Source organism: Embleya sp. NPDC050154, from assembly GCF_044460165.1.
Taxonomy (GTDB): Bacteria; Actinomycetota; Actinomycetes; order Streptomycetales; family Streptomycetaceae; genus Embleya.
In genome coordinates this window covers 256398-280455 of record NZ_JBITJP010000012.1, presented here as the reverse complement: position 1 = coordinate 280455, position 24058 = coordinate 256398, and the positions used below count along the sequence as shown (strand labels likewise).

Sequence of the window (24058 nt, the reverse complement as noted above, 5' to 3'; positions counted from 1 at the left end):
GCCCCGCGGGGCCGGGGGGGGGGGGGTTGCCCCGGGGGCCCCCCCCCGCGGGCGGGCGGCCCAACCCGCCGGGCGGGGTTTTCCCGCCCGCGGGGTTTTGGCCCCCGACCCAATCCGACCAACGCTCAACGCCGGACGAAAACCCTTCAGCCCGGCCGGCGCTTGAGGCCAAAAACCACCAAGGAGCCAACGCACACATGACCACCGACACCGACCAGGACCTCTTGCACCGCGTCAGCGAGGGCGTCCTCTGGCTCACCCTCAACCGCCCTGCCGCCAGCAACTCCCTCACCTGGGCCCAACGCGAACTCCTGATCGACCTCCTCGCCGAGGCATCCGCGACCGAGACGGTCCGGGCAGTGGTCCTCACCGCCGCGGGCCCCAAGCACTTCTGTACCGGCATGGACCTGCGCAGCTCCCCAGGCACCAAGTCCCTGCTCGCGGCGGCCGCCGAGGGCGCCGAGGGCGCCGAGGGCGCCGAGGGCGCCGAGGGCGCCGACGCCCCCAAGCCCCCCGCCCGCCCCACCGGCTATGCCACCCGGATGATGAAGACCGGCGTACAGCGGCTGACCAACGCCGTCCTGGACTGCGAGAAGCCGGTGATCGCGGCGGTCAACGGCACCACCGCCGGCTACGGAATGAGCCTGGCGCTCGCGTGCGACCTGGTGATCGCCGCCGACACCGCCCGCTTCATCCAGATCTTCACCCGTCGCGGCTTGGTGCCGGACGGCGGCAGCGCGTACCTGCTGCCGCGCCTGGTCGGCCCGCAGAAGGCCAAGGAGCTGATGTTCTTCGGCGACGACCTGCCCGCCGCCGAGGCGCTCCGGATCGGCGTGGTGAACAAGGTAGTCGCCGCCGACGAGCTTCAGGCCGTGGCCAAGGAATGGGCCGAGCGGCTGGCCACCGGACCGACCCGGGCGTACGCGTTCACCAAGCAGCTGGTCAACCGTTCGCTGGAGAGCGACCGCGTTTCGGCCTTCGACGAGGAGGCGCGGATCGTCGAGCTGAACATGACCTCGCGTGACGCCAACGAGGGGGTCGCGTCGCTGATGGAGCGCCGCAAGCCGGAGTACTACGGCTGGTAGCCGCGCTCCCGACGGTCGAACGGCGGGCCCCGCTGTGGGGCCCGCGGCGGCCCGCCGAGCGCCCGCCGTTCGGTCGTTGTTCGAGCGTTGTGCCTTACGCCACAAGGCAACTGACGAGTCGTCAGATGTGACGAAGGACCCCCTCTCCTTTGATTGACGCAAGGAAATCGGGTGACGTAGCGTCACAGACCCGACGCCCCAAGACACCTGCGAGGAAGTCCACCATGGGCCAGATCGACGCAGCGAGCACGAAGCCGGCGGATCCCGCGGCCATCGCCCTGCCGGAGGGTGAGGGCATCGTCGAGGCCGCCACCTTCCGGCACGTCCTCGGCCACTTCGCCAGCGGCGTCACGGTGATCACCGCGCTCGACGGCGACACCCCGGTCGGCTTCGCCTGCCAGTCGTTCGCGTCGCTCTCGCTGGACCCGCCGCTGGTGACCTTCTTCGTGGCGAAGACCTCCACCACGTGGCCGCGGATCCGACCGGGCGGCCGGTTCTGCGTGAACGTGCTCGCCGAGGACCAGGAGCAGCTCTGCCGCGGCTTCGCGGTCAGCGGCGCGGACAAGTTCGCCGGCGTCGCGCACAGCCCCGCGCCGACCGGCTCGCCGAAGCTGGACGACGTGCTCGCGTGGATCGACTGCACGCTGGAGAGCGTGGTCGACGGCGGCGACCACGAGATCGTGATCGGCCGGGTCCAGGCCCTGGACGCGCCGCGGATGGAGTGCGCCCCGCTGCTGTTCTACAAGGGCCGGTTCGGCCACCCCAGCAACAACGGGTAGCCCCGATCCGGACCCGGGCGCCGGGCCGCGGATCCGGATCGGTACACGCGTACCCGCTCAGTGCGCGCCGGCTCCGGTCAGCGCCCTGACCTCGAGTTCGGCGAACTTGCGGTCGTCGTCGTCATCGCGACGGCGCCGCGCGGACATCGCGCCGATCGCGGCACACGCGAAGCCGACCGGGATGGAGATGATCCCCGGGTTCTCCAGCGGAATCGGCGCCGGGGTCGTACAGCTGAACAACGCCGTCGCGTTGCCCACGTCCTTGCGATCCTTCGAGACGTCGCAGTCGGCCGCCTGCTTCGCGGTGAGCTGCTTGATCGCCGGCTTGGTGTCGGAAGCCCCACCCCAGCAGATCGGCGACAGCGCCACCACCAGGACCGAGGTGACCAGGCCGCCGTAGATGCCGAACACCGCGCCGCGCGTGTTGAAGTTCTTCCAGAACAGCGAGAACACGATCGCGGGCAGGTTGGCGGACGCCGCGATGGCGAACGCGAGCGCGACCAGGAACGCCACGTTCAACTCGCGGGCGAACACCGACAGCACGATCGCCGCCGTACCGATCACGAAGGCCGCGATCCGCGCGACCTTGACCTCCTCGGCGTCGGTGGTACGGCCCTTGCGGAACACATTCGCGTACAGGTCGTGCGCGAACGACGAGGACGAGGCCAGCGTCAGGCCGGCCACCACGGCGAGGATGGTCGCGAACGCCACCGCGGCGATGAAGGCGAGCATCAGCGCGCCGCCGGTGGTACCCGCGCCACCGCCCAGTTCCTCGGCCAGCCGGGTCGCGGCCGTATTGCCGCTCGGGTCGGCCTTCTTGATCTCCTTGCTGCCGATCAGGGCGGCCGCGCCGAAGCCCAGGATCAGCGTCATCAGGTAGAACACCCCGATGATGCCGATCGCCCAGGTCACCGAGCGGCGCGCCACGCGCGCGTTGGGCACGGTGTAGAAGCGCACCAGGATGTGCGGCAGGCCGGCCGTACCGAGCACCAGCGCGAGTCCGAGCGAGATCAGGTCGATCTTCGACCAGCCGTCCGTGGCACCGTACTTGAGCCCCGGCTGTAGGAACGACTCACCCGAACCGGACTTGCTCGCCGCCGTGCCGAGCAGGTCGGCGACGTTGAAGTCGAACTTCGCCAACACCCAGACGCACATCACGAACGCGCCCACCATGAGCAGCAGGGCCTTGACGATCTGCACCCAGGAGGTGCCCTTCATGCCGCCGACGGTGACGTAGACGATCATCAGCGCGCCCACCGCGGCGATGACCGAGATCTGCGCGGCGTCGCTCTTGACGTCCAGCAGGAGCGAGACCACCGACGCCGCGCCGACCATCTGGGCCAGCAGGTAGAAGATCGACACGACGATCGTGGACACGCTGGCGGCCATCCGGACCGGGCGTTCGCGCATGCGGTTGGCGAGTACGTCCGCCATCGTGTACCGGCCGGAGTTGCGCATCGGCTCGGCGACCAGGAGCAGCGCCACCAACCACGCGACCAGGAAACCGATCGAATACAGGAAACCGTCGTAGCCGGACAGCGCCAGGATGCCCGCGATGCCGAGGAAGGACGCGGCCGACATGTAGTCGCCGCCGATCGCCAGTCCGTTCTGGAGCGAGGTGAACGAGCGGCCACCGGCGTAGAAGTCGGCCGCCGTACGGTTCCGGCGACTCGCCCAGAAGGTGATGCCGAGCGTGACCGCGACCAGCACGGCGAACATCGCGAAGGTCCAGCCTCGGTTGCTGGACTCCGCGGCGAGTTCGAGAGAAAGATTCACGCTTCGAGTTCCTCTCGCAGTTCGGTGGCGACGGGGTCGAGTCGGGTGCGCGCGAATCGCGAATAGGCCCAGGCGATCAGGAACGTCGAGACGAACTGGAGCAGGCCGAACACGAGAGCGACATTGATGTGGTCGATCGGTTCCTTGGCCATGAAGTCACGCGCGTAGGCGGACATGACCACGTACAACAGGAACCACGCGAGGAACGCGGCGGTGACCGGGAAGATGAAGGACCGCTGGCGCTTCTTGAGCGCCCCGAATCTCGGATCCTGCTCCATTTCCAGATATCCGGTGCGGTCGTCCACGTACGGGGTGCGCTGGCCCGGAACGGACGCCTTGCCGGCGGCCGATGCCGCCCTCTTCTCGGTCGCCGGATCGGACTCGGGGGGACGATCGTGCGTGTCATCGTGCGGAGTCGGCATGGGGCGGTAGGGCTCCTCTCCAGCGGACACCCCGCGCGTGGCCCGAGGCGCCGATCGGGTACCTGACCGCGGTCCGTGGGACCTGGGGCCGCAGCGGAGCGAGTTTAGAGGCGCCGCCGGGACGCGCGGAACCTATCCGATCAACTGAAAGCGGGACTGACTGGTTACGCGGATAACTCACGAATTCCTACCACCCACGGAATTGACCGAAATTGCCCGCGAGTTCACCGCGACCGACCGAACCACCGTCAAGTTCGCCCGAGTTGGTCCGGGGCGACCAGCCATCGCCACATCCGAAACAACCCGATCACCGACACTTCGATCCGGGCCGGTACCTCGCTCCGAATCCGTTATCAAGATCGAAATGTTGTCGATTCGCGCTCGGGAACGGCGACTTCGGCGCTACGGTCGCCCCTCGAAGCCCCGCTCAGCCGGCGAGTCTCAGCCCCACCACCACCGACTTGCCACACCCGTGGCGCGGCACCACGGCCCAGGCGGCGGTGAGCGCGCTCACCAGGAGCCCTCGCCCTCCGCATTCCTTCGGCCCGGGCGAGGCGAGTGCGGGCAGGGCCGCGCCGGGGTCGGAGACGGCGAGCCAGCAGTAGCCGTCGGCGGGCCAGAGCACGAGTTCGATCGGGCACCCATCGGCAGGACAAGTGCCGTACAGCAGTGCGTTGGTGACGAGCTCGGACGTCACCAACACGAGCTCGTCGGCGAGTTCGGGGCGACAACCGCGCGGCACGGCGCCCATCACGGCACGCCGGGCGCGCCGCACGGAGGTGGGATCGGCGGGAAAGCTCCAGTGCGACGGGATGACCGGGATCGCGGGGGCGGTGGGGATGGCGGGCGCCGGTTCACCGGCGGGGCAGAGGGATCCGGGCATGGGCAACTCCTGGGCAGCACGGGCTGGATGGGCGCTTACGCGGTGAACGCGTCGCGCTGCGGCGCCGGTGGCCTACCTCCCCGAGCGCGAACACACCCGTCCCGAAACAGGCGGGCATGCTCGCGCGGTGCACTTCCGACATCGCTTTGCGTAGGTGATGCGATACCGAGCGTAGAACATGGCGGGGCAAATTTGCCATGCGATCGGGACTACTGAGCCGCCTCTTGGTGCGTGCGCACGGTTGGGCGGCAGACTGCCTTTGACGGCGGGCGAAAGGAACCGGCATGACCCCCAGGACGGTGCTTACCGAACGACAAAGGCGCTTGGGGAGTGAACTGCGGCGGATCCGAACCTCGGCAGGCATGTCCGCCGAGTACGCGGCAGGGCTGCTGGGCGTGGACCGGGGCAAGATCTCCAACATGGAGTCGGGCTCGCGTTCGATCAGTACCGACCGGCTGCGCACGTTGGTATGCAGCTGCGAGTGCACCGACGAGCGGTACATCGAGGCGTTGATCGACATGGCACAGCCGGACATCAAGGGTTGGTGGAACCGCTACCGGGGGACATTGCCCCAAGGTCTCCTGGACATCGCCGAGTTGGAAGCTTCCGTGATCGGGATGCGAGTGGCGAACACCGTGCACATCCCCGGACTGCTCCAGACGTCAGACCACGCCCTCGCGGTCTTCCGGGTAGCCGTGCCCACGCTCCCGGACCACGAAGTCGGGCTCCGACTCGCCCATCGCGCAGAACGGCAAAAGGTCCTCGTCCAAGACGATCCGCCCACGTACCGAGCCGTCATCCACGAAGCAGCACTTCGGATGCAGTTCGGCGGCAGAGCAGTCGCGCGGGCCCAACTGGAACACCTGATCGGCATGTCCGAGCGACCGAACGTCACACTGCTGGTCCTCCCCTACGAAGCAGGAGCCTTTCCCGGCGCGGGTCAAAGCGTCCTCTACGCCGAGGGTCCGGTGCCGCTACTCGACACCGTTCAGGTCGACAGCTCGCACGGGCCTGCGTTCATGTGGGCCGAGAACCAGTTGGCAAAGTACCGAGCACAACTGAACTGGATGGAAGACCTGGCCCTGCCCACCGATCAGTCCTGCGATTTCATCCACCGAATCGCCCGCCACCTGTGAGGAAAACTCCTATGCACGCCATCACTTGGGAAGACCCCTTCTGCGCCGAGGGCAACTCGTGCTTTCGCCTCGGTACAGACGCGAACGGCAACGGATACATCGCGGTCGCGGGACATGAAGACGCTTGCGTCAAGGACTCCCTCGAAGCCCTCCGCACCCTCATCCGAGACATCAAGGCGGGCAAGGCCGACCACCTGCTCTAGGCCCAGGCGTCCGCCAGTGAGTCACGAGAGGTCGCCCACACCATCGCTCGCCAACTCTGAAGGAGTTTCGATGCAGGACATCGCATGGGAAGCCCCATTCTGCGGTGAGGGCAACAACTGCTTCCGCCTGGGCACCGACGTCGAAGGGAACGCCTACATCGCCGTCGCCGGACACGAGGACGAGTACGTCACCGACACCATGGACGCCCTCCGCACCCTCATCCGCGACATCAAAGCCGGCAAAGCCGACCACCTGCTGTAACCCACCGGGCAGACGGGTATCACCCATCACGGCAGCTGTCGCGACCTCGCGACGCCAACCCGTTCGCGCACACCGTCACTTCAGGAACGCCCATGCCTGACATCACCTGGGACGAACCCTTCTGCCAGGACTCCGGAAACTGCTTCCGGCTCGGCACCGACGCGGACGGCAACGGCTACATCGCCGTCGCCGGACACGAGGACGAGTACGTCACCGACACCATGGACGCCCTCCGCACCCTCATCCGCGACATCAAAGCCGGCAAGGCCGACCACCTGCTCACCAGGCGCGCCTGGGAGTCATGCGATGACGTTGGGTCGCATATCGATAGCTGAACGTGATTGACGCCCGTGCGTGTCGCCCGTACGTTGCGAGAAGCCACACTCACCGCGACGACCCCGGACGGGAACGTCGTCACCGCGAGAGGAACCGGCATGGGAACCCACGGCGGTCCACCGGCAGACGACGAGCGACCCATCAACCCCAAGGACCGTAAGCCCTCGAACCCCACCCCGGACAGCCCCCCGCAGCCCGGCGGCGGCGATCATCGCAAAGACAACAAATGACGGCGCCGATCGCCGAACGCCTCGTCTTGGCCGGGACCATGCCGCCCGGCTGGGAAAGGGCGTTCGTCACCGTCCGGCGCGCGGACTTCGTCCCGACTCGTGTCTGGCCCTTTCGCAACGGCAGCTTCGAACGAGCCATCGACCGCGACCGCGACCCGGATGCCTGGCTCGCCGCCGTCGAGGACGACATCCCGCTCGTGACCCAGTGGGACGACGGCGCCCACACCCGCGACGAACCCGGTGAACTCGCCACCTCGTCCGCATCCGCGCCGACCGTCGTCGCCCTCGAACTCGCCACGCTCGACCTGGCCGACGGCATGCGCGTGCTCGAAATCGGCACCGGGACCGGCTGGACGGCCGCGCTCCTGGCCGCACGTGGCGCCGACGTCACCACCGTCGAAGTCGACCCCGACCTCGCCGCCCAAGCCCGAGCCGCGATCGACCGGACCGGCTACGCCACGAATGTCACCGTCGTCACCGGCGACGGAGCGCTCGGCCACATCCCACACGCGCCGTACGATCGTGTCCACGTCACCGCAGGCGTCCGCAACATCCCGGCCGCGTGGATCGAGCAGGCCGCGCCCGGCGCCGTCCTCGTGATGCCCTGGGGCACCGACTACAACCCCCATGACCAGGTCGTCCACCTGACCGTCACCGGCAACCAGGCCGGCGGCCCGTTCCGGGGCGGGCTGTCGTTCATGAAACTGCGCTCCCAGCGCGCCGAGTTCCCGGACGTCGACTGGCCGGCCACCTGGAAACGCACCGCCCGCGCCTCCACCCCGGCCCTGGCGATCGCCGACGTCGCCGGCGCCACACACCGAGCCGCCGAGTTCGTCACCGGCCTCATGGTCCCCGACTGCATGCCCGATATCTGGGATGACCGCCGCCTGTACCTCTACGGCTGGGACGACAGCGGCGAACCATCCCTCGCCGAGGCGGTATTCCCCGAGGACGGCCCTCCGGTCGTCCACCAGGCCGGACCGCGCAATCTGTGGACCGAGGTTGAAGCGGCGCACGCCTGGTGGACCGCCGCCGGCCAACCGGAAGCCGACCGATTCGGCCTCACCGTCGCCGTGGACCGAAACGGCCGTGTGGAGCAACGCCCCTGGTACGAGACGCCCGCGCGGGAACTGCCCATCCGCCCGTCTTCCCCAAGTCGGAAACGGCGCGGTACGCCTCTCGGTTGAGAAGCGCGCCGCGCCGGAAAGCCGGACCGACGAGCGTCAGAAGACGAAGACGCCTCGGGCGACCTTGCCCGCCTCGGCGTCCTCGACCGCGTGGTGGAAGTCGTCCAGGGCGTAGGTCTGGGTGACCAGTTCGTCGAGGCGCAGGGCGCCGGTCTTGTACAGGTCCGCGTAGCGCGCGATGTCGTACTGCGGGCGCGAGGAGCCGTAGCGGCAGCCCATGATCGACTTGTCCAGGAACATCGAGGACACGTGGAAGGACGCCTCGGCGTCCGACGGCGCGACGCCCAGGATGATCGCCTGGCCGCCCCGCCCGAGCATGTCGATCGCGTTGCGGATCACCCCGACGTGCCCGACGCACTCGAACGCGTGGTCCACGCCGCCCGGAACCAGCTCCTGGACCGCCTTGACCGAGTCCTCGACCGCGCGCGCGTCCACGAAGTCGGTCGCGCCGAACTCGCGCGCCACCGCCTCCTTCGCCGGGTTCGCGTCCACGGCCACGATCCGTACCGCGCCCGCGAGCTTCGCGCCCTGGATCACGTTCAGGCCGATGCCGCCCGTGCCGATCACCGCGACGGTGTCGCCGGGCTGCACCTTCGCCCGGTTCAGCACCGCCCCCACGCCGGTCAGCACGCCGCAGCCGATCAGCGCGGCGGACGCGAGCGGGATGTCCTTGGGGATCTTGACCGCCTGGACACCCTTGACCACGATCTGCTCGGCGAACACCGACAGGCCCGCGAAGTTGTAGACCGGCTTGCCGCCGCGCGTGAACGGCTGGTTGAGCTGGCCGAAGCTCTTGGCACACATGGTCGGCCGACCCCGGTCGCACTCACGGCACGCGCCGCACGAGGCCAGCGTGGACAGCGCCACGTGGTCGCCGGGCTTGACGTGCGTGACCAACTCGCCGACCGCCTCCACGACGCCCGCGCCCTCGTGCCCGAGCACGACCGGGGGCGGGAAGGGGATGGTGCCGTTGATCACCGAGATGTCGCTGTGGCACAGACCGGCCGCACCGATCTTCACCAGGACCTCGTTGGCCCCGGGTGCGCGCACCTCGAGGTCGTCGACGATCGAGGCTTCCTTGCCGTCGAAAAGAACGCCCTTCACCGGTTCCTCCTCCATCGGAAATGGGCTGACGAGCCGGGGCGCTCGACGGCTTACCGGCCGGACCGGCTCCGGAGCTTCAAGCGCGCACGCGTACCCGCGCGGCACTCTAGCCCGGAACTGATGAGCAGTCAGCCGGTTGTGACAGTCCTCTCGTCACACCGCGACACCACCTCTGAGCAGCCCGTCGATCACACACGTGTCGCATCGACGTACGGTTCATCACCCGTGCCACAGCGGCCACTTCACACACCGCGCGGCGCCCCCGCCGCGTCCAGGATCCGGTGCATGGCCTCGACCGGGAGAGCGGGATTGCGCGCCGCGTAAGGCCCGAGTTCGGCATCGTCCAAGAGCGCGAGCAGCCGTTCCACCGGCACTGCCGGATGCCTGGCGAGCGCGGTTCGCACACACCGCTCCGGATCGGCAAGCAGCCCGAGCACCACATCCGCCGGCGCGTCCGGATCGCGCAGCACAAGCTCGCGCATGCCCGGATCCGGATCGCCCGCGAACCGTGCGAGCCCGTGGGTCGGGAAACCCGCGCGGTAGATCAGCCGACTCCGCCCGCAACCGCGGAAGTCCCGATACGCCCGTAACAGCAACTCCGGCCCGACGCCCGCCTGGTGACGACAGGTCAGCACCCGCACCCCGAGAACTCGTCGGCCCCCGTCACGTGCCGCCCCCGCTCGGAATGTCCACGAGACCCAGGATCCACGGCTTCACCGCGCCGGAAAGGCGGAACCCGTCGGCCACCACAGACCCGCCCGAGTCGGCTCGTCCGCCTCAAGCGGTGTGCGGCGTGAAGACGACGGTCGAGGTGTCCCCGTCCAGGGCGATGTTCAACGACGCGTCGAGCGCCTTCGCCAGGCGGGCGAGCAGCGGGAGGGTCGGTATCGTGCCGCCGAGTTCGATCTTGAAGATCTCCGGCTGCGTCATCTCCGCCCGCTTGCCGAGTTCGCTCTGCGAGATGCCCAGTGCGGTACGCCGCTCATAAACCGCCAAGCCGAGAACCGAGGCCATGCGGATCTCCACATGAATGGCCTGGGCCTCGGGCGATTCGGTGCCGCCGGCCACAAGCCGCCAGTCCCGGGTGAGCTTCCAGCGCGTATGGCTCATCAGGATTGTCCCTTCGCGCAAGGATCATCCCCATACACAAGTGTATGGCCGGGCATCCGGGACGCGGCGGCCTCGGATGGTGCGCGGGCCAGAGAGCTGTCGAGTCCCGCGGGTGGCACGCTGCACCCGAGCCCGGTGGGGCGCATGGTGCCGATGGGGCGCACATGCGGGTGCGCGGACGAATCGTGATCGGGGAAGGGAAATCGGTGCCCACAGGATATTGACGCCTCGTCCGACACTGATCACCCTGAGTGTGGCGGTCGTTCGCGAGGGGACGACGAGGCGCCCGGGACGTGCCCTGGGTTTCCTCGACGAAGTGGGACCGCCATCGTTCCGGGCCTCGTCGCGGTGCCCGGAACGCATGCGGGCCCCGGGACAGGTCGATCCTGTCCGGGGCCCGCACGCCGTCCGGTCTACGCGTGTTCGAGGTCCGCGCCGACCCGGCCGACCCCGGTCCGGCCGGCACCGGACCAGCCGACCCGGCAACTCGGCGACCCGGCGACAGCCGAAGCCGGTCGAATCATCCCGTCCTACTTGATCGCCACCGGGTTCACCGGCGTGCCGACGCCGCCCACGAAGGGTTCCGGTGAGGCCTCCAGGAAGAACTCGTACACGCCGTCCGCCGCGCAGTCCTCGGACAGCTCCTCCAGGTTCCAGTTCTGCCCCTGGAGCATGCCCATCTCCACCAGGTGCAGCGCGTGCACCGCCATGAAGCAATCCTCGATCTCCGGTGGGAAGACCTCGAAGGTCACGGTGTCGTTGGCCACCGCCGCCACGTCGCGCGCGTGGAACCACTCGGGCGTGCGCACGGACAGGCCCGGACCGTAGAAGTACATGTCCTTCTCGCCCGCGAAGTACTGCCGGATCTGCCCCGTGCGCACCAGCACGATGTCACCCGCCCGGACCCGCACGTTGCCGAACTCCTCGGCCGCCTCCAGGTCGGCGGGGGTCACCGCGTACTCCGGCGGCAGGATGTCCAGACCCTTGGCCCGCGCCACGTCGAGCAGCACGCCGCGCGAGACCAGCGTCTTGACGTTGTGGATGCCGAGCTTGCGCGCGCCCTCCTCCGCCGTGACCGTCTCCTTGGCCGAGTGGCCGTTGTACAGCCGGTCGTCGTAGGTCGCGTGGGTCAGCCCGTCCCAGTGCGTACCCGCCTGGATGCCCATCACCACCGAGTCGTCGCTGGTGGCCACCGTGCCGGGGCCGAAGACCTCGTGGTTGACCAGGAACGTGGTGCGCTTGGGGTTGTCCCGGCCCGGGATCATCCCGTTCTGGATGCCGTCCTCGCGCAGTTCCACGGCCAGCGAGAAGCGCTTGCCGGTGCGCACACAACCCGCCGCGGCCTTGACCACATCGTCCGTGATCAGGTTGATCGTCCCGATCTCGTCCTCCCGGCCCCATCGGCCCCAGTTGTTCACACGAGCGGCGAGTTCATGAAACTCGGGGGGCAGCGACATAGGGGAGCCTCCTCCAGGCGGTGGTGACACGTGCCGATGGGCACGAATACCGACAGGCGCACTCTCGGAATCCGACGACCGCGCTGTCAAGTGCGTGTGTGGTGCTGCGTCGTGCTGTGTGCTGCGGCACTCTATCCAGGAAAACTAACGGATCGTCAGATAATGTCGGGAGGGCGTTCTCACAGGCTGCGCACCTTGCGTCCGCAAGGCTGCCGGACCTGTGCGGGCGGTCGCAGCGGTCCAGACCGCGACGACCGCGCAGCGCGCCACGACCGACCCCACCTGGGCCTCGGCCCTCGACTTCCGGGGCCTACTGGCGAGGCCACCGACAAGGAGCGGACAACACATGGGTGACTTCCTCACGGGCAAGGTAATCGCGGTCACCGGCGCCGGCCGGGGCATCGGCCGGGCCGTCGCACTCGCCGCCGCCGCGCACGGCGCCAAGGTGGTCGTGAACGACTACGGCGTCGCGATGGACGGCAGCGCGCCGACCAGCGAGGTCGCCGACGCCGTCGTGAAGGAGATCGAGGCGCTCGGCGGCGAGGCCGTCGCGGTCGCCGACTCCGTGGCCACGATGGAGGGCGGCGCCCGGATCGTGAACGCCGGCGTCGAGAAGTGGGGCCGGATCGACGGCGTCGTCACCGTCGCGGGCAACCTGCGCGAGCGCATGTTGTTCAACATGACCGAGGACGAGTGGGACAGCGTCATCGCCACCCACCTCAAGGGCACCTTCACCGTCGTGCAGGCCGCGTCCAAGGTGATGAAGACCCAGGGCTTCGGCTCGATCGTCGGCTTCACCTCCGGCGTGTACGCGCTCGGCTCGGTCGCCCAGGCGAACTACGCCGCGGCCAAGGGCGGCATCGTCTCGTTCGTGCGCTCCGCCGCGCTGGGCCTGAACAAGTACGGCGTCAACGCCAACTGCGTCGCGCCGGTGGCCCGGACCCGGATGTCCGAGGGTGTCCCGCAGACGCTCAAGGAGATCGGCGACCCCGAGGACGTCGCGGAGCTGGTGGTCTTCCTGCTCTCCGACCACGCCAAGAACATCACCGGTCAGGTGTACACGACCGCCGGCCCCAAGATCGCGCTGTGGGACCAGCCGCACGAGATCAAGACGATGTACGCGGCCGACCGCTGGACGGCCGAGGAGATCGCCGAGAAGCTGCCCACCCAGATCGGCCAGGACCCGATGCCGGTACTCGCGCAGCTCAAGGAGTACGCGGCCGCCGCGGCCAAGAAGAAGGCCGCCGAGGCCGCTGCCGCCGCCGGCAACTGACCCAGCCCTCGGCAGGCGGTGCGCGCGGGGTTCGAAGTCGCGAACGGCGAACCCCGCGCGCCGCCGTCCGTGCACCCCCCGCGAGATTGGACAGGCTGTGGATTTCCGGTACAGCGCCGAGGACGAGGAGTTCCGGGCCGAGGTCCGCGAGTGGCTCCGGGAGAACCTCTCCGGTGAGTTCGCCGCGGCCGTCGGTACCGGCGGTCCCGGCAGCGAGCACGAGCACTTCGAGATCCGCCGCGCCTGGGAGCTGCGCCTGGGCGAGGGCGGCTGGATCGGCCTGGACTGGCCCAGGCGATACGGGGGCCGCGAGGCGTCCTTGATGCAGCAGGTGATCTTCGGCGAGGAGTACGCCCGCGCCCAGGCCCCCGGCCGGGTCAACCACATGGGCGAGAACCTGCTCGGCCCCACCGTGCTCGCGTTCGGCACCGAGGAGCAGAAGGCCCGCTTCCTGCCCGCCATCGCGCGCGGTGAGGAGTTGTGGTGCCAGGGCTACTCGGAGCCGGGCGCCGGCTCCGACCTGGCCAACCTGCGCACCACCGCGACCGTCGACCCCGAGTCCGGCGACTGGCTGATCACCGGCCAGAAGGTGTGGACCTCGCTCGCGCACGAGGCGAACTGGTGCTTCGTGCTGGCCCGCACCGATCCCGCGTCGCAGCGGCACAAGGGCATCACGTTCCTGCTCGCGCCGATGGACCAGCCGGGCATCGAGATCCGCCCGATCGTCCAGTTGACCGGCACCAGCGAGTTCAACGAGGTGTTCTTCGACAAGGCCCGCGCGCGGGCCGAGCACGTGGTCGGCGAGGTCGGCGCGGGCTGGGGCGTGGCGATGGGCCTGCTCGCGTTCGAGCGCGGGGTCTCCACGCTGGCCCAGCAGATCGGCTTCGAGATCGAGCTGGACAAGGTGGTCGCGGAGGCGAAGGCCAACGGCGCGATCGAGGACCCGGTACTGCGCGACCGACTGCTGCAGAGCTGGATCGACCTCAAGGTGCTGCGCTGCAACGCGCTGCGCACGCTCGGCTCGCCCGATCCCGGCGCGGCCTCGGTGGCCAAGCTGGTGTGGGCGGGGTGGCATCAGCGGCTCGGCGCGCTCGCGATGGACGTGGCCGGCGCCGAGGCCACCCTGGCCGCCGAGGCCCCGTACGAACTGTCCGCCGCGCAACGCCTGTTCCTGTTCACCAAGTCCGACACCATCTACGGCGGGTCGAACGAGGTGCAGCGCAACATCATCGCCGAGCGTGTCCTCGGCATGCCCCGTGAACCGCGAGGAGACGCCAAGTGAGCCCCACCCCCGCCCCCGCCTATGTCGAGGGCCACGGCCTGTTGGCCGGCAAGACCGTCCTGATCACCGCCGCGGCCGGCACCGGGATCGGCTTCGCCGCGGCCAAGCGCGCCGCGGAGGAGGGCGCCGCGATCGCGATCAGCGACAAGCACGAGCGCCGCCTCGGCGAGGCCGCGGACGAACTCGCCAAGCTGATCGGATCCCCCCCGCTCGCCGTCCCGTGCGACGTCACGGTCGAGGACGAGGTGCAGCACCTGATCGACACGGCCGCGCGCGAACTCGGCGGCATAGACGTGCTGATCAACAACGCCGGGCTCGGCGGCGAGGCCAACCTCGTCGACATGACCGACGCGCAGTGGGACCTGGTGATGAACGTGACGCTGAACGGCACGTTCCGCTGCACCCGGGCGGCGCTGCGGCACATGCAGCCGCGCGGCAAGGGTGTGATCGTCAACAACGCCTCCGTGCTCGGCTGGCGTGCGCAGAAGGGTCAGGCGCACTACGCCGCGGCCAAGGCCGGTGTGATGGCGCTGACCCGCTGCTCCGCCGTGGAGGCGGCCGAGTTCGGCGTACGGGTCAACGCGGTCGCGCCGAGCATCGCGATGCACGCGTTCCTGGCCAAGGCCTCGTCCGAGGAACTGCTCGACGAGCTGTCCTCGCGCGAGGCGTTCGGACGCGCGGCCGAGCCGTGGGAGGTCGCGAACGTGATGGTCTTCCTCGCGTCGGACTACTCGTCGTACATGACCGGCGAGGTCGTCTCGGTCAGCTCACAACGCGCCTGACGGCACGTCACTCCGGCGGGCCTGACGGCACGTCACCGCAACGCACCCGACGGCACGTCGCCTGGTCGCGCGCGGCGACCCATCGCGCCGCGCGCCGGCCGCCCCGCCTCTGACGTGGCGTCAAGAACGGCGCCTGGGCCCGGGTATCAGTCCCCGCAGGGACCGACCCGGGCTTTCGCGCGCGCCGGCCCACTCCGGCCCGCGGCTGCCGCGCGCCAGGAAGTCGATGATGTCGGGGAGCAGTTCACTGACTCGGTACGGCGGCCCTTCGGCATCGCCGCCATCGGGGTCCGGGCGGTCCGCGTCGTCCGGCTCGCGTGCCGACCACTCGAACCCACACCACGGGTGATCACGACCACATTGCGGGCAAGCTTTTCCGCTCATGTCCACCCACGATAGGTGGTCGATCGCGGACGCGCCGTAACTTTTCCGGACTTGTCCAGAACCGGTTCGTCGGTCGCGCCCCGGCCGTGCCCGGCGCGCACGCGGGAGCGAGACGGGGCCCACACATCTATTGCCGACCGCCACTCGAAATGAACCGGGGCCGGTGTTACTTTGATCTGACTATCCGTCAGGTTCTGTGCCGGCTGCCTCACCTGCACGTACACAGGTGAGGCTGCCGGCATGGGCGCGCCCCGAAAGGCGACCCGTGGACTTCGACTTCTCCCCCGACCAGACCGCGTTCAGCGAGACGGTCGAGCGGTTTCTCGACGCCAATCCCGACCCTGAAGTGTTCGATGTCACCCGGGAGAACATGGCCCAGGTCGTCGACACCCCCGCACGCCGCGCGTACATGCGCAAGATGGCCGACCAAGGCTGGCTCGGCATCACCTGGCCCGAGGAATGGGGTGGCCAGGACGGCGACGGGGTCTACGAATACCTGCTCAACGAAGCCCTCGCCGGGCGCGGCGGACCGCAGATCGGCAAGGGCGTCGGCATCATCGGCAAAACCCTGCTGGCGCACGGCAGCGACAAGCTCAAGGCCGAGTTCCTGCCGAAGATCCTCAACAACGAGGTCGAGTTCGCGGTCGGCTACAGCGAGCCCGAGGCGGGCTCCGACGCCGCCTCGATGAAGCTGCGCGCGGTCCGCGACGGCGCGGGCTGGCGGCTCAACGGCCAGAAGACCTGGACCACCTCGGCGCACTTCGCCGAGTGGTACTGGGTCGGCGCGCGCACCGACCCCGACGCGCCCAAGCACCACGGCATCACGCTGTTCCTGGTGCCGATGGACCACCCGGGCATCACCGTCCGGGGCATCTGGACGATGGGCGACGAGCGCACCAACGACGTCTTCTTCGACGACGTGTGGGTCTCCGACGAGTATGTGGTCGGCGAGCTGAACAAAGGCTTCCAGTACATCTCCCAGGCGCTCGACCTGGAACGCTTCACGATGTTCTCGTTCGCTCCGATCCAGCAGCGCCTGAACGTGCTCACCGAGTACGTCAAGGAGGCCACCCGCGACGACGAGCCGCTGCGCGAGGACCCGATCGTGCGCAAGCAGTTGGCCACGCTGGTCACCGAGGCCGCCGTCGCGCGCCTGCTCGGACTGCGCGTGGTCGCCGCCGCGGCCGGTGGCGGAAAACCGCCCACGGTCGAGGCGTCCGGCTACAAGCTGTACGCCACCGAGCTGTCCAAGCGGCTCGCGAACGCGTCGATGGACATCGCCTCGCCGGGCACCCAGTTGCGGGTGGGCACCGAGGACGCGCCGATGACCGGTCGCGCCGACTCGACCTACCGCTACACCGTGCTCGACACCATCGGCGGCGGCACCTCCGAGGTGCAGAAGAACATCATCGCCCGCCGCGGTCTCGGCCTTCCCAAGAACTTCTGACGGGGCCGCGGTCATGTCCGGAGAGTTCCTGGAAGGCGTCACGGTGTTGGATCTCGCGAGCGTGGGCCCCGCTGCCCGCGCCTCGCGCTGGTTGGCGGACTACGGGGCCGAGGTGATCAAGGTCGGCCCGGTCCCGGCCAAGAGCGGCGTGCAGATCGCGCCGCCCTACTACTCGTACAGCGCGCATCGGCGGATGAAGCGCGTGCTGGTCGACATGAAGGCGCCCGAGGGTCGTGAGGCGTTCCTGACCCTGGTCGAGGGCGCCGACGTGGTGATCGAGAGCTTCCGCCCGGGTGTGGTGGACCGCCTGGGCATCGGCCCGGACGCGGCCGCGGCGCGCAACCCGCGGATCGTCTACTGCTCGACGTCCGGCTTCGGTCAGGCCGGCCCGCACGCGCAACAGGCCGGGCACGACCTGAACTACCTGGGTGTGGGCGGCTTCCTGCACATGTCCGGGCCCGGCGCGGACGGCGGTCCGCCGATCCCTGGCGCCACCGTGGCGGACAGCGCGGGCGGCGGCATGCACGCGGTGATCGCGATCATGGGCGCGCTGTTCCGCCGGCAGCGCACCGGCGAGGGCGCCCGGCTGGACGTCTCGGTGGCCGACGGCATGCTCGCGCTGATGGCGCTGGGCGTGGACGAGTACCTGGCCACCGGCGTCGAACCCGAGCCCAGGCACGGCATCCTGACCGGCCGCTACGCGTGCTACGACACCTACCGCGCGCGAGACGGCAAGTGGCTCGCGGTGGCCGCGATCGAGGCTCGCTTCTGGGCGAACCTGTGCCGGCTGACCGGGCTGGACAAGTGGGCCCCGCGCCAGCTCGACGACGACGCGCAGGACGCGATCCGGGCCGATCTGGCGGCGGCCTTCGCCACTCGCGACCGGGACGACTGGGTGGCCGAGCTGGCCCCCGCCGACACCTGTGTGTCGGCGGTGCTGTCCGTACCGGAACTGCTGGAGGACCAGCAGTACCTGGCGCGCGACGCGTTCACCACCGCCAAGCACCCGGTCCAGGGCGAGTTCCGCCAGGTGGGCCCGGTGCTGGCCGGCCAGCAGGCACCCGCGGACCCGTACCCGGTCCGGGAATCGGGGATCACCGACACCGACGAGCTGCTCGCCTCGGCCGGGCTCAGCCCGGACCGCATCGCCGAGCTTCGCGCTTCAGGAGTGGTCGCATGACGGCACAAGACACCGCGCTGCCCGAGGACGTGGCGGCGCTCATCGGCAAGGTCCAGTACGAGAAGCGGGGTGACTTCCCCGCCGAGCGCGGCTACATCTGGACCTCGTGCGCGTCCGTGCAGAACGGCAACCCGCTGTTCTGGGACGAGGCGGTCGCCAAGGAGTTGACCGGGGGCCCGATCGCCCCGCTGAGCCTGCTGTCCGCGTGGGCCCGCCCGCACTACTGGGCGCCCGGCGCGGAGGGCGAGCAACTCTCCCTCCAGGTGCACTTCGACCTGAAGATCCGCTTCGAACTGCCCGAGGCGATCATGACCGACAACACCAACGTCTTCTACGAACCGGTGCGCCTGGGCGACATCGTGACGTCGCATCAGGTGCTCCGCTCGGTCAGCCCGGAGAAGCGCACCAAGCTCGGGATCGGCCGCTTCTGGGTGATCGACGTCGAGTACCACAACCAGGACGGCGCCCTGCTCGGCACCGAGTCCTACACCGGCTACGGCTACCGGCGGGAGGCCACCGGATGAGCGACCTGACCCTGGACCAGTTGGCCAAGGGCGACGCGCTGCCCACGTTCGGCGTCGACGTCACCGCGACCACGGTCATCCTGGGTGCGCTGGCCAGCCGCGACTGGCGGCCGATGCACCACGACTACAAGTTCGCGGTGGAGCGCCAGGGCGTGCAGGACATCTTCCTGAACACCCCGAACCAGGCCGCCTGGTTCGAGCGCTACCTCAACGACTGGACCGGCCCCAAGGGCCGGATCGGCCGGATGGTGTTCCGGATGACCAAGCCGGTCTTCCCCGGCGACCACATGCTGCTCACCGGCACGGTGGACGACGTCTCGGTGGACGAGGCCGGCTGCGGTTGGGTCCGCGCCGAGATCTCGCTGACCGTGGACGGCGCGCCCCGCACCACGGCCACCGCGCGAATCGCGTTGCCCACCAACCCCGACGACAACCCGTGGGACCGGCGCGGCGAGCGCTGGAAGCCCTAGAGGAGACGCGCGATGGACCTCGATTTCACCCAGGAACAGGACATCCTCCGGGAGACCGTGCGCGGCCTGACGGCCCGTCACGCCGATCTCTCCGTCGTTCGCGAGTTGGAGAACGACCCGGTCGGCTACCCCAAGGACTTCTGGAAGAAGCTCGGCGAGTCCGGCCTGACCGGCCTGACGCTGCCCGAGAAGTGGGGCGGGTCGGAGATGACCACGCTCGACGCGGCCGTGGTCTACGAGGAGTTCGGGCGTTCGCTGGCGCCGACTCCGCACTTCGTCAGCTCGGTCCTGGTCGGCGGCGTGCTCGCCGCGGCCGGTTCCGACGAGCAGCGGCAGAAGTACCTGCCGGGCATCGCGGCCGGCACCACCATCGCGAGCGTCGCGTGGCTGGAGCCGGACCGCGGCTACGGCGGCAAGGGCGTGGCGCTGGCGGCCCGCGCGGACGGCGACGGCCACGTGTTGTCCGGTACGAAGCGGCACGTCGCGTACGCGTCGTCGGCCGACGTGCTGCTCGTGCTCGCCCGGACCGGCACCGCGGGCACCCCGGGCGACCCCGCCCAGGGCGTATCGCTGTTCCTGGTCGACCCGAAGGCGGCCGGGGTCACCCTGACCCAGCAGACCACGATCGCCTCGGACACCCAGTACCGGGTCGACCTGACGGACGCGCGCGGCGAGTTGGTCGGCGCGGTCGGAGCCGGCTGGCCGGTCTGGTCGGACGTGCTGCACGACGGCCTGATCCTGCTCGCGGCCCAGGCCGTCGGCGGCGCCAAGCGCGCCCTGGAGATCACCGTCGAATACGCCAAGCACCGCAAGCAGTTCGACAAGCCGCTCGGCGCGTTCCAGGCCATCGCGCACAACCTGGCCGACGCCTCGACCGCCGTGGACGGCGCCGAGACCCTGGTCTGGGAGGCCGCCTGGTCCCGGGACAAGGGTCGCGACACCGCGCGCCTGGCCCCGATGGCCAAGCTCTTCGCCGCCCGCACCTACCGCGAGGTCACCGACCTGGCGGTACACGTACACGGCGGCATGGGCTTCACCCTGGAATGCGACGTACAGCTCTACTTCCGCCGGGCCAAGTCCCTCCAACTCAACTGGTGGGACGACCGCTACCTGGAAGACCTGATCGCGGCGGACGTCCTCGACAAGGGCTGACCCCGACACACGCCACACACCACGAAGGCGGCTCCGACTCCGGTCGGGTCCGCCTTCGTGGTGTGTGGGGTGTGAGTGGATCGAGGCAACCGTGGACCGGTCGGCTCCGGGGCGGGCGATCGCGCGTCCGCCCCGGAGGAGTCGTCGCCTTGGGCGACGGCTCGGCTTCCCGCCGCCAGTCACCCGAAAGTGGGGTTTCGGGGTATTCATCCGAGTGCGTGGGCTCATCGTCGTCACCCTGGCGCCATGGGCAACTCTCGGTTCGCGGCGCGGTGTCTGCTGGTGGCGTGCGGATGCCTGCCGGTCCTGGCCGCCGCCGGTGATGCGTTCGCCGACGAACGCATCACCGTGAACGTGCAGACCCGCCCCGACCCGGCCGCCACAGGCCGACCGTCCGGACCCGTGAGCCCACGTACGGAGGTGCACGCCGGCCGCGTACACGTCTTGTATCAACCCGGCGTGCTGACTGCCGTCCGGATCGGCGACGACGTCTCGGTGACCGTGCGTCCCGGATGCGGCTGCTCGGCCCGGCCCACCACGACACCCTCCGCCACCTCGTCGCACCGCCCGCCGGCGACCGAGCCGGCCCTACCGCCCACCCGCAAGCCGGCATCACCCGCGCCCCCGGCCACCACCGGGCAGGCACCCTCCGGGACCCGACCGCCGCCCGCCGCGCCCATGCGTCGCCCGTACGCCTCCTCCGCTGTGGACGCACTGCCCGAACCACCGGGCATCACCGCGCCCGTCGCCGAACCACCCTCCACCCGGCGGCCGTTGCGCACCACCACCGTGCCGCCCGAGGACGAGGCGTCACCCCCGGGATTCACCGACGGGATCACGCCGGTCCTGGTCGTGTCGATCATCCCCGCCGCGCTGGCGGCGCTGCTTCCGAGCCCGGCCCGACGAGGAGTACGGACGTGATCATCTGGATCCTCGGCGCCCTTCTCGGCGCCGGCATCGCCGCGACGGCCGTCATCCTGATGAGCCGCACCGAACGTGCCAAGGACAGCGGCTTCGACGGCCAGCTGCTGTCCTTCTGCGGCGGAGCCGTCCTGTCCTCCTTCGTCCTGCTGACCAGCTTCCAGATCGTCGGAGCATGGGAACTCCAGTCCACGGTCCGCCAACACGCGAGCGACGAGGCCCGCGTGCTGACCAAGACCTACGCGGCGGCCGGCCAACTTCCGCCGCAGGACCGGGACTTCGTGCGCACCGGGCTACGCGACTACACCCGCACGGTGATCGACAAGGAATGGTCGGCGATGGCCGACAAGCACGAAACCCCGCTCGCATGGCGCCAACTCGACCGGATCGCGGCCCGCGTCGGCACAGTCTCGGAGACGGCGCACGATCGGGCCGTCGACACCCAGGCGGCCGTGGCAGACCTGTACGTCAAGCGCCACGTTCGCCTCGCCGACCCGGCCTCCACCACACCGATCGTGCTACCGGTGGCCATGATCGTCGCCGGTATCTTCGCCATCGTCTTCCCGGCGCTCGTCGTCCCGACCGCAGACCGCCGCCACGTCATCGCCCTGGCCTTCGTGGGCACGATCGTCGCCTTCGGAATCCTGCTCGTCCTCCAACTGCGAAACCCCTACACCGACCCCCTCGCCGTACACCCGACCGCCTTCCGCGCAGCCCTCACCCGCTACACCCAACTGGGATGACGAGGGCGGCCCAACCGGTCCGCCCAACGCCCCCTCCGCCCCCATGCACCTCTACCGGGAGTCGCCCAGCACCCGCTCGAACACCCGGCGGGTGGAGTCGTCCCGATCCGGGATCGCGAACACGACCCGTTCGAAGACCCCCGCGAACCCGCCGCGCAGGTGCCCCGCGAACGCCGCCGCGACCTCCGCCGGTTCGTTGCCGAACACGCCGCACCCCCACGCACCCAGCACGAGACGGGATTCACCGTGATGGGCCGCGACGGCGAGCACACCGCGTGCCCGGTTCGCCAGCACGCCCGCGGTCCTGCCGACCGCGCTGGGCCGATCCCGTTCGATCGCCCCTCGATTCGGCGCGGCCGACGTCAGAAAGGCCACCCGCAAGGGCACGGGCAACCACGACCCATCGTCCCGGCGAAACACCGGAACCCCCGGCGTATGCACGACCCGATCGCTGTAGAACGGGTCGCGATCGTTCCGGTGCGCCTCGTAGAACTCGGGACACCGGATCAACGCGTCGTACAGGCCACTCGACCGGGCCAGGCTCTCCTCCTGCGCCTGCGCCCCACGTTCGACTCCCCCACCCGGATTCCGCGCCGACGCGAAGTTCAGCGCCGCGACCGGTCCGCTCCCGCCCAGCCTTTCCACGGCCTCCAGCGTGGTCTCCCGCACCACCTCGATCCGGGTGTCCCCCGAGCCCCGGGGAAAGCCCAGGCCACGAAGCTCCTCGGGTCCGAAGAGCCGAATCCCCCGACCCATCTCATCGAGCCCGGCCGCTAGATCCACCCGACCCCCGCCATACGCGTACCAGCCCTGATCCAAGGCCGCCCGCGTCTCCCGCCACCTTTCCCGCAACGCCGCACGCACCACTTACCGAACCCCCACCCTTCGCCACCCCACGCCCTCGCCACCGCTCCGCTCCCGCCTACCCGACCGAACCGGGCACAGGATGTCGGGTCCGGCATACGCGAGGCTTCCTACCGTGGTCGGTGCAAGGGAAGGAGTCCACAGTGCTGGAGCGCCTGAATCAGGCCCTGGATCACATCGAGTCGCGGCTCGACCGGGAGATCGACGTCGCCGAGGCGGCACGCATCGCGACGACGTCGGAGTACCACTTCCGACGGATGTTCTCCGCGTTGGCCGGGATGCCGCTGTCGGAGTACATCCGGCGCCGCCGGCTCACGCTGGCGGGCGCCGAGGTGCTCTCCGGCGAGCGAACGCTGCTGGAGGTCGCGGTACGCCACGGCTACTCCTCGGGCGAGGCGTTCGCCCGGGCGTTCCGCGCGATGCACGGTGTGGGTCCCGGCGAGGCCCGCCGTACCGGTGCGGTGTTGAGCTCGCAGCAGCGGATGTCCTTCCGTCTCGTCATCGAGGGGAGCAGCAGCATGCGATACCGCATCGTCCACAAGGACGCGTTTCAGGTGGTCGGCAGGAAGGCCCGCGTCCCACTCGTCCATGTCGGGGTGAACCCGGCGATCGCCGAGTTCGTCCGAGGCATCGACCAGGAGACGACCCGGCGGATCAAGGATCTGTCCGACCAGGAGCCGGAAGGACTCGTCGCGGTCACCGACGACCTCGCGCCCGACCGCGCCGAGGGAACCGAACTCGACTACTACCACGGCGTGGTGACGCACGCTCAGGCGCCGGCCGACCTGGACGCCCTCGCCGTGCCGGCCGGGATGTGGGCGGTCTTCGAACACTCGGGCCAATTCCCGGAATCGCTCCAGTTCCTGTGGCGCGAAGTGTTCACCGATTGGTTCCCGTCCAACCCGTACCGCACCAGGCCGGGTCCGGAAATCCTCCGCGTCCGCCCCTCCTCCGACGGCACCCGTGCCGACGCGACCCTATGGATCCCCGTGGAGCCCGCCGCGGCCTGACCCGAGTTCCGTCGGTTGCGTCCGGATCAGAGTCCACGACTCGGCCCTTCATGACG

General features: G+C 69.7%; 25 protein-coding genes and 1 pseudogene. 18 read left to right on the top strand and 8 right to left on the bottom strand.

Going from position 1 to position 24058, the window contains the following annotated elements:
* The first annotated feature begins 197 nt into the window (after positions 1-197).
* Together ACIBSV_RS26045 and ACIBSV_RS26040 are read left to right on the top strand one after the other, a co-directional pair.
* Entirely contained in the window at positions 198-1085 is an 888-nt protein-coding gene (locus ACIBSV_RS26045) for an enoyl-CoA hydratase/isomerase family protein (protein WP_395866980.1), read from the top strand.
* A 224-nt stretch (positions 1086-1309) separates the two neighbouring features.
* Positions 1310-1864 (top strand): flavin reductase family protein, encoded by a 555-nt coding sequence (locus tag ACIBSV_RS26040; protein ID WP_395866978.1) that lies wholly within the window; start codon positions 1310-1312, stop codon positions 1862-1864.
* Between the two features lie 57 nt (positions 1865-1921).
* On the opposite strand, the gene ACIBSV_RS26035 is transcribed toward ACIBSV_RS26040, so the two are convergent.
* The 3 genes from ACIBSV_RS26035 to ACIBSV_RS26025 form a co-directional block, all read right to left on the bottom strand.
* The gene (locus ACIBSV_RS26035; protein WP_395867038.1) at positions 1922-3583 is read right to left on the bottom strand and encodes a cation acetate symporter; all 1662 of its coding nucleotides are present in this window, start codon (positions 3581-3583) and stop codon (positions 1922-1924) included.
* Between the two features lie 53 nt (positions 3584-3636).
* Positions 3637-4062, bottom strand: coding sequence for a DUF485 domain-containing protein (locus ACIBSV_RS26030; RefSeq protein WP_395866976.1), 426 nt, complete (start codon positions 4060-4062; stop codon positions 3637-3639).
* Between the two features lie 427 nt (positions 4063-4489).
* A complete protein-coding gene (locus tag ACIBSV_RS26025; RefSeq protein ID WP_395866974.1) occupies positions 4490-4945 on the bottom strand; it encodes an ATP-binding protein in 456 nt (151 codons plus the stop codon).
* 284 nt (positions 4946-5229) lie between these two features.
* Between ACIBSV_RS26025 and ACIBSV_RS26020 the strand changes: the two genes are divergently transcribed.
* From ACIBSV_RS26020 to ACIBSV_RS26000, 5 genes and pseudogenes are all read left to right on the top strand, one after another.
* Positions 5230-6081: a helix-turn-helix domain-containing protein gene (locus ACIBSV_RS26020; RefSeq protein ID WP_395866972.1), complete on the top strand. Its 852-nt coding sequence runs from the start codon at positions 5230-5232 to the stop codon at positions 6079-6081.
* Positions 6082-6092: 11 nt separating this feature from the next.
* Entirely contained in the window at positions 6093-6284 is a 192-nt protein-coding gene (locus ACIBSV_RS26015) for a hypothetical protein (protein WP_395866970.1), read from the top strand.
* Positions 6285-6354: 70 nt separating this feature from the next.
* Positions 6355-6546 carry a hypothetical protein gene (locus tag ACIBSV_RS26010; RefSeq protein WP_395866968.1) on the top strand — a complete coding sequence of 64 codons (192 nt, stop codon included), beginning with the start codon at positions 6355-6357 and terminating at the stop codon, positions 6544-6546.
* Between the two features lie 92 nt (positions 6547-6638).
* Positions 6639-6827: pseudogene (locus ACIBSV_RS26005) on the top strand (hypothetical protein); the annotation flags it as partial.
* A 281-nt stretch (positions 6828-7108) separates the two neighbouring features.
* Positions 7109-8299, top strand: a complete 1191-nt coding sequence (locus ACIBSV_RS26000; protein WP_395866966.1) for a methyltransferase domain-containing protein — start codon at positions 7109-7111, stop codon at positions 8297-8299.
* 36 nt (positions 8300-8335) lie between these two features.
* Here ACIBSV_RS26000 and ACIBSV_RS25995 read toward each other — a convergent pair whose 3' ends face one another.
* From ACIBSV_RS25995 to ACIBSV_RS25980, 4 genes are all read right to left on the bottom strand, one after another.
* Complete coding sequence (locus ACIBSV_RS25995; protein WP_395866964.1) at positions 8336-9403, bottom strand: Zn-dependent alcohol dehydrogenase; 1068 nt, start codon at positions 9401-9403, stop codon at positions 8336-8338.
* A gap of 242 nt (positions 9404-9645) precedes the next feature.
* Positions 9646-10044, bottom strand: a complete 399-nt coding sequence (locus ACIBSV_RS25990; RefSeq protein ID WP_395866962.1) for a hypothetical protein — start codon at positions 10042-10044, stop codon at positions 9646-9648.
* Between the two features lie 136 nt (positions 10045-10180).
* On the bottom strand, positions 10181-10513 hold the full coding sequence (locus ACIBSV_RS25985; protein WP_395866960.1) for a helix-turn-helix transcriptional regulator: 333 nt from the start codon (positions 10511-10513) through the stop codon (positions 10181-10183).
* 530 nt (positions 10514-11043) lie between these two features.
* Positions 11044-11970 (bottom strand): cyclase family protein, encoded by a 927-nt coding sequence (locus ACIBSV_RS25980; RefSeq protein ID WP_395866958.1) that lies wholly within the window; start codon positions 11968-11970, stop codon positions 11044-11046.
* A gap of 346 nt (positions 11971-12316) precedes the next feature.
* On the opposite strand from ACIBSV_RS25980, the gene ACIBSV_RS25975 reads away from it, so the two are divergent.
* The 10 genes from ACIBSV_RS25975 (at position 12317) to ACIBSV_RS25930 (ending at position 22128) form a co-directional block, all read left to right on the top strand.
* The gene (locus tag ACIBSV_RS25975) at positions 12317-13243 is read left to right on the top strand and encodes an SDR family oxidoreductase (protein WP_395866956.1); all 927 of its coding nucleotides are present in this window, start codon (positions 12317-12319) and stop codon (positions 13241-13243) included.
* A gap of 97 nt (positions 13244-13340) precedes the next feature.
* Positions 13341-14525, top strand: a complete 1185-nt coding sequence (locus tag ACIBSV_RS25970; protein ID WP_395866955.1) for an acyl-CoA dehydrogenase family protein — start codon at positions 13341-13343, stop codon at positions 14523-14525.
* A complete protein-coding gene (locus ACIBSV_RS25965) occupies positions 14522-15307 on the top strand; it encodes an SDR family oxidoreductase (protein WP_395866953.1) in 786 nt (261 codons plus the stop codon). Before ACIBSV_RS25970 ends, ACIBSV_RS25965 begins: the two co-directional genes overlap by 4 nt.
* A gap of 649 nt (positions 15308-15956) precedes the next feature.
* A complete protein-coding gene (locus tag ACIBSV_RS25960; RefSeq protein WP_395866951.1) occupies positions 15957-17138 on the top strand; it encodes an acyl-CoA dehydrogenase family protein in 1182 nt (393 codons plus the stop codon).
* Positions 17139-17151: 13 nt separating this feature from the next.
* A complete protein-coding gene (locus ACIBSV_RS25955) occupies positions 17152-18318 on the top strand; it encodes a CaiB/BaiF CoA transferase family protein (RefSeq protein WP_395866949.1) in 1167 nt (388 codons plus the stop codon).
* The gene (locus tag ACIBSV_RS25950) at positions 18315-18842 is read left to right on the top strand and encodes a MaoC family dehydratase N-terminal domain-containing protein (RefSeq protein WP_395866947.1); all 528 of its coding nucleotides are present in this window, start codon (positions 18315-18317) and stop codon (positions 18840-18842) included. Before ACIBSV_RS25955 ends, ACIBSV_RS25950 begins: the two co-directional genes overlap by 4 nt.
* Positions 18839-19312, top strand: coding sequence for a hypothetical protein (locus ACIBSV_RS25945; RefSeq protein ID WP_395866945.1), 474 nt, complete (start codon positions 18839-18841; stop codon positions 19310-19312). The genes ACIBSV_RS25950 and ACIBSV_RS25945 overlap by 4 nt, the downstream gene beginning before the upstream one ends.
* A gap of 12 nt (positions 19313-19324) precedes the next feature.
* Complete coding sequence (locus ACIBSV_RS25940) at positions 19325-20464, top strand: acyl-CoA dehydrogenase family protein (protein ID WP_395866943.1); 1140 nt, start codon at positions 19325-19327, stop codon at positions 20462-20464.
* A 246-nt stretch (positions 20465-20710) separates the two neighbouring features.
* Positions 20711-21385 (top strand): hypothetical protein, encoded by a 675-nt coding sequence (locus tag ACIBSV_RS25935; protein ID WP_395866941.1) that lies wholly within the window; start codon positions 20711-20713, stop codon positions 21383-21385.
* Positions 21382-22128, top strand: coding sequence for a hypothetical protein (locus ACIBSV_RS25930; protein WP_395866939.1), 747 nt, complete (start codon positions 21382-21384; stop codon positions 22126-22128). Before ACIBSV_RS25935 ends, ACIBSV_RS25930 begins: the two co-directional genes overlap by 4 nt.
* 51 nt (positions 22129-22179) lie before the next feature.
* Here ACIBSV_RS25930 and ACIBSV_RS25925 read toward each other — a convergent pair whose 3' ends face one another.
* Positions 22180-22992 (bottom strand): TIGR02452 family protein, encoded by an 813-nt coding sequence (locus ACIBSV_RS25925; RefSeq protein WP_395866937.1) that lies wholly within the window; start codon positions 22990-22992, stop codon positions 22180-22182.
* Between the two features lie 143 nt (positions 22993-23135).
* Between ACIBSV_RS25925 and ACIBSV_RS25920 the strand changes: the two genes are divergently transcribed.
* A complete protein-coding gene (locus ACIBSV_RS25920; RefSeq protein WP_395866935.1) occupies positions 23136-24002 on the top strand; it encodes a GyrI-like domain-containing protein in 867 nt (288 codons plus the stop codon).
* Positions 24003-24058: the final 56 nt, after the last annotated feature.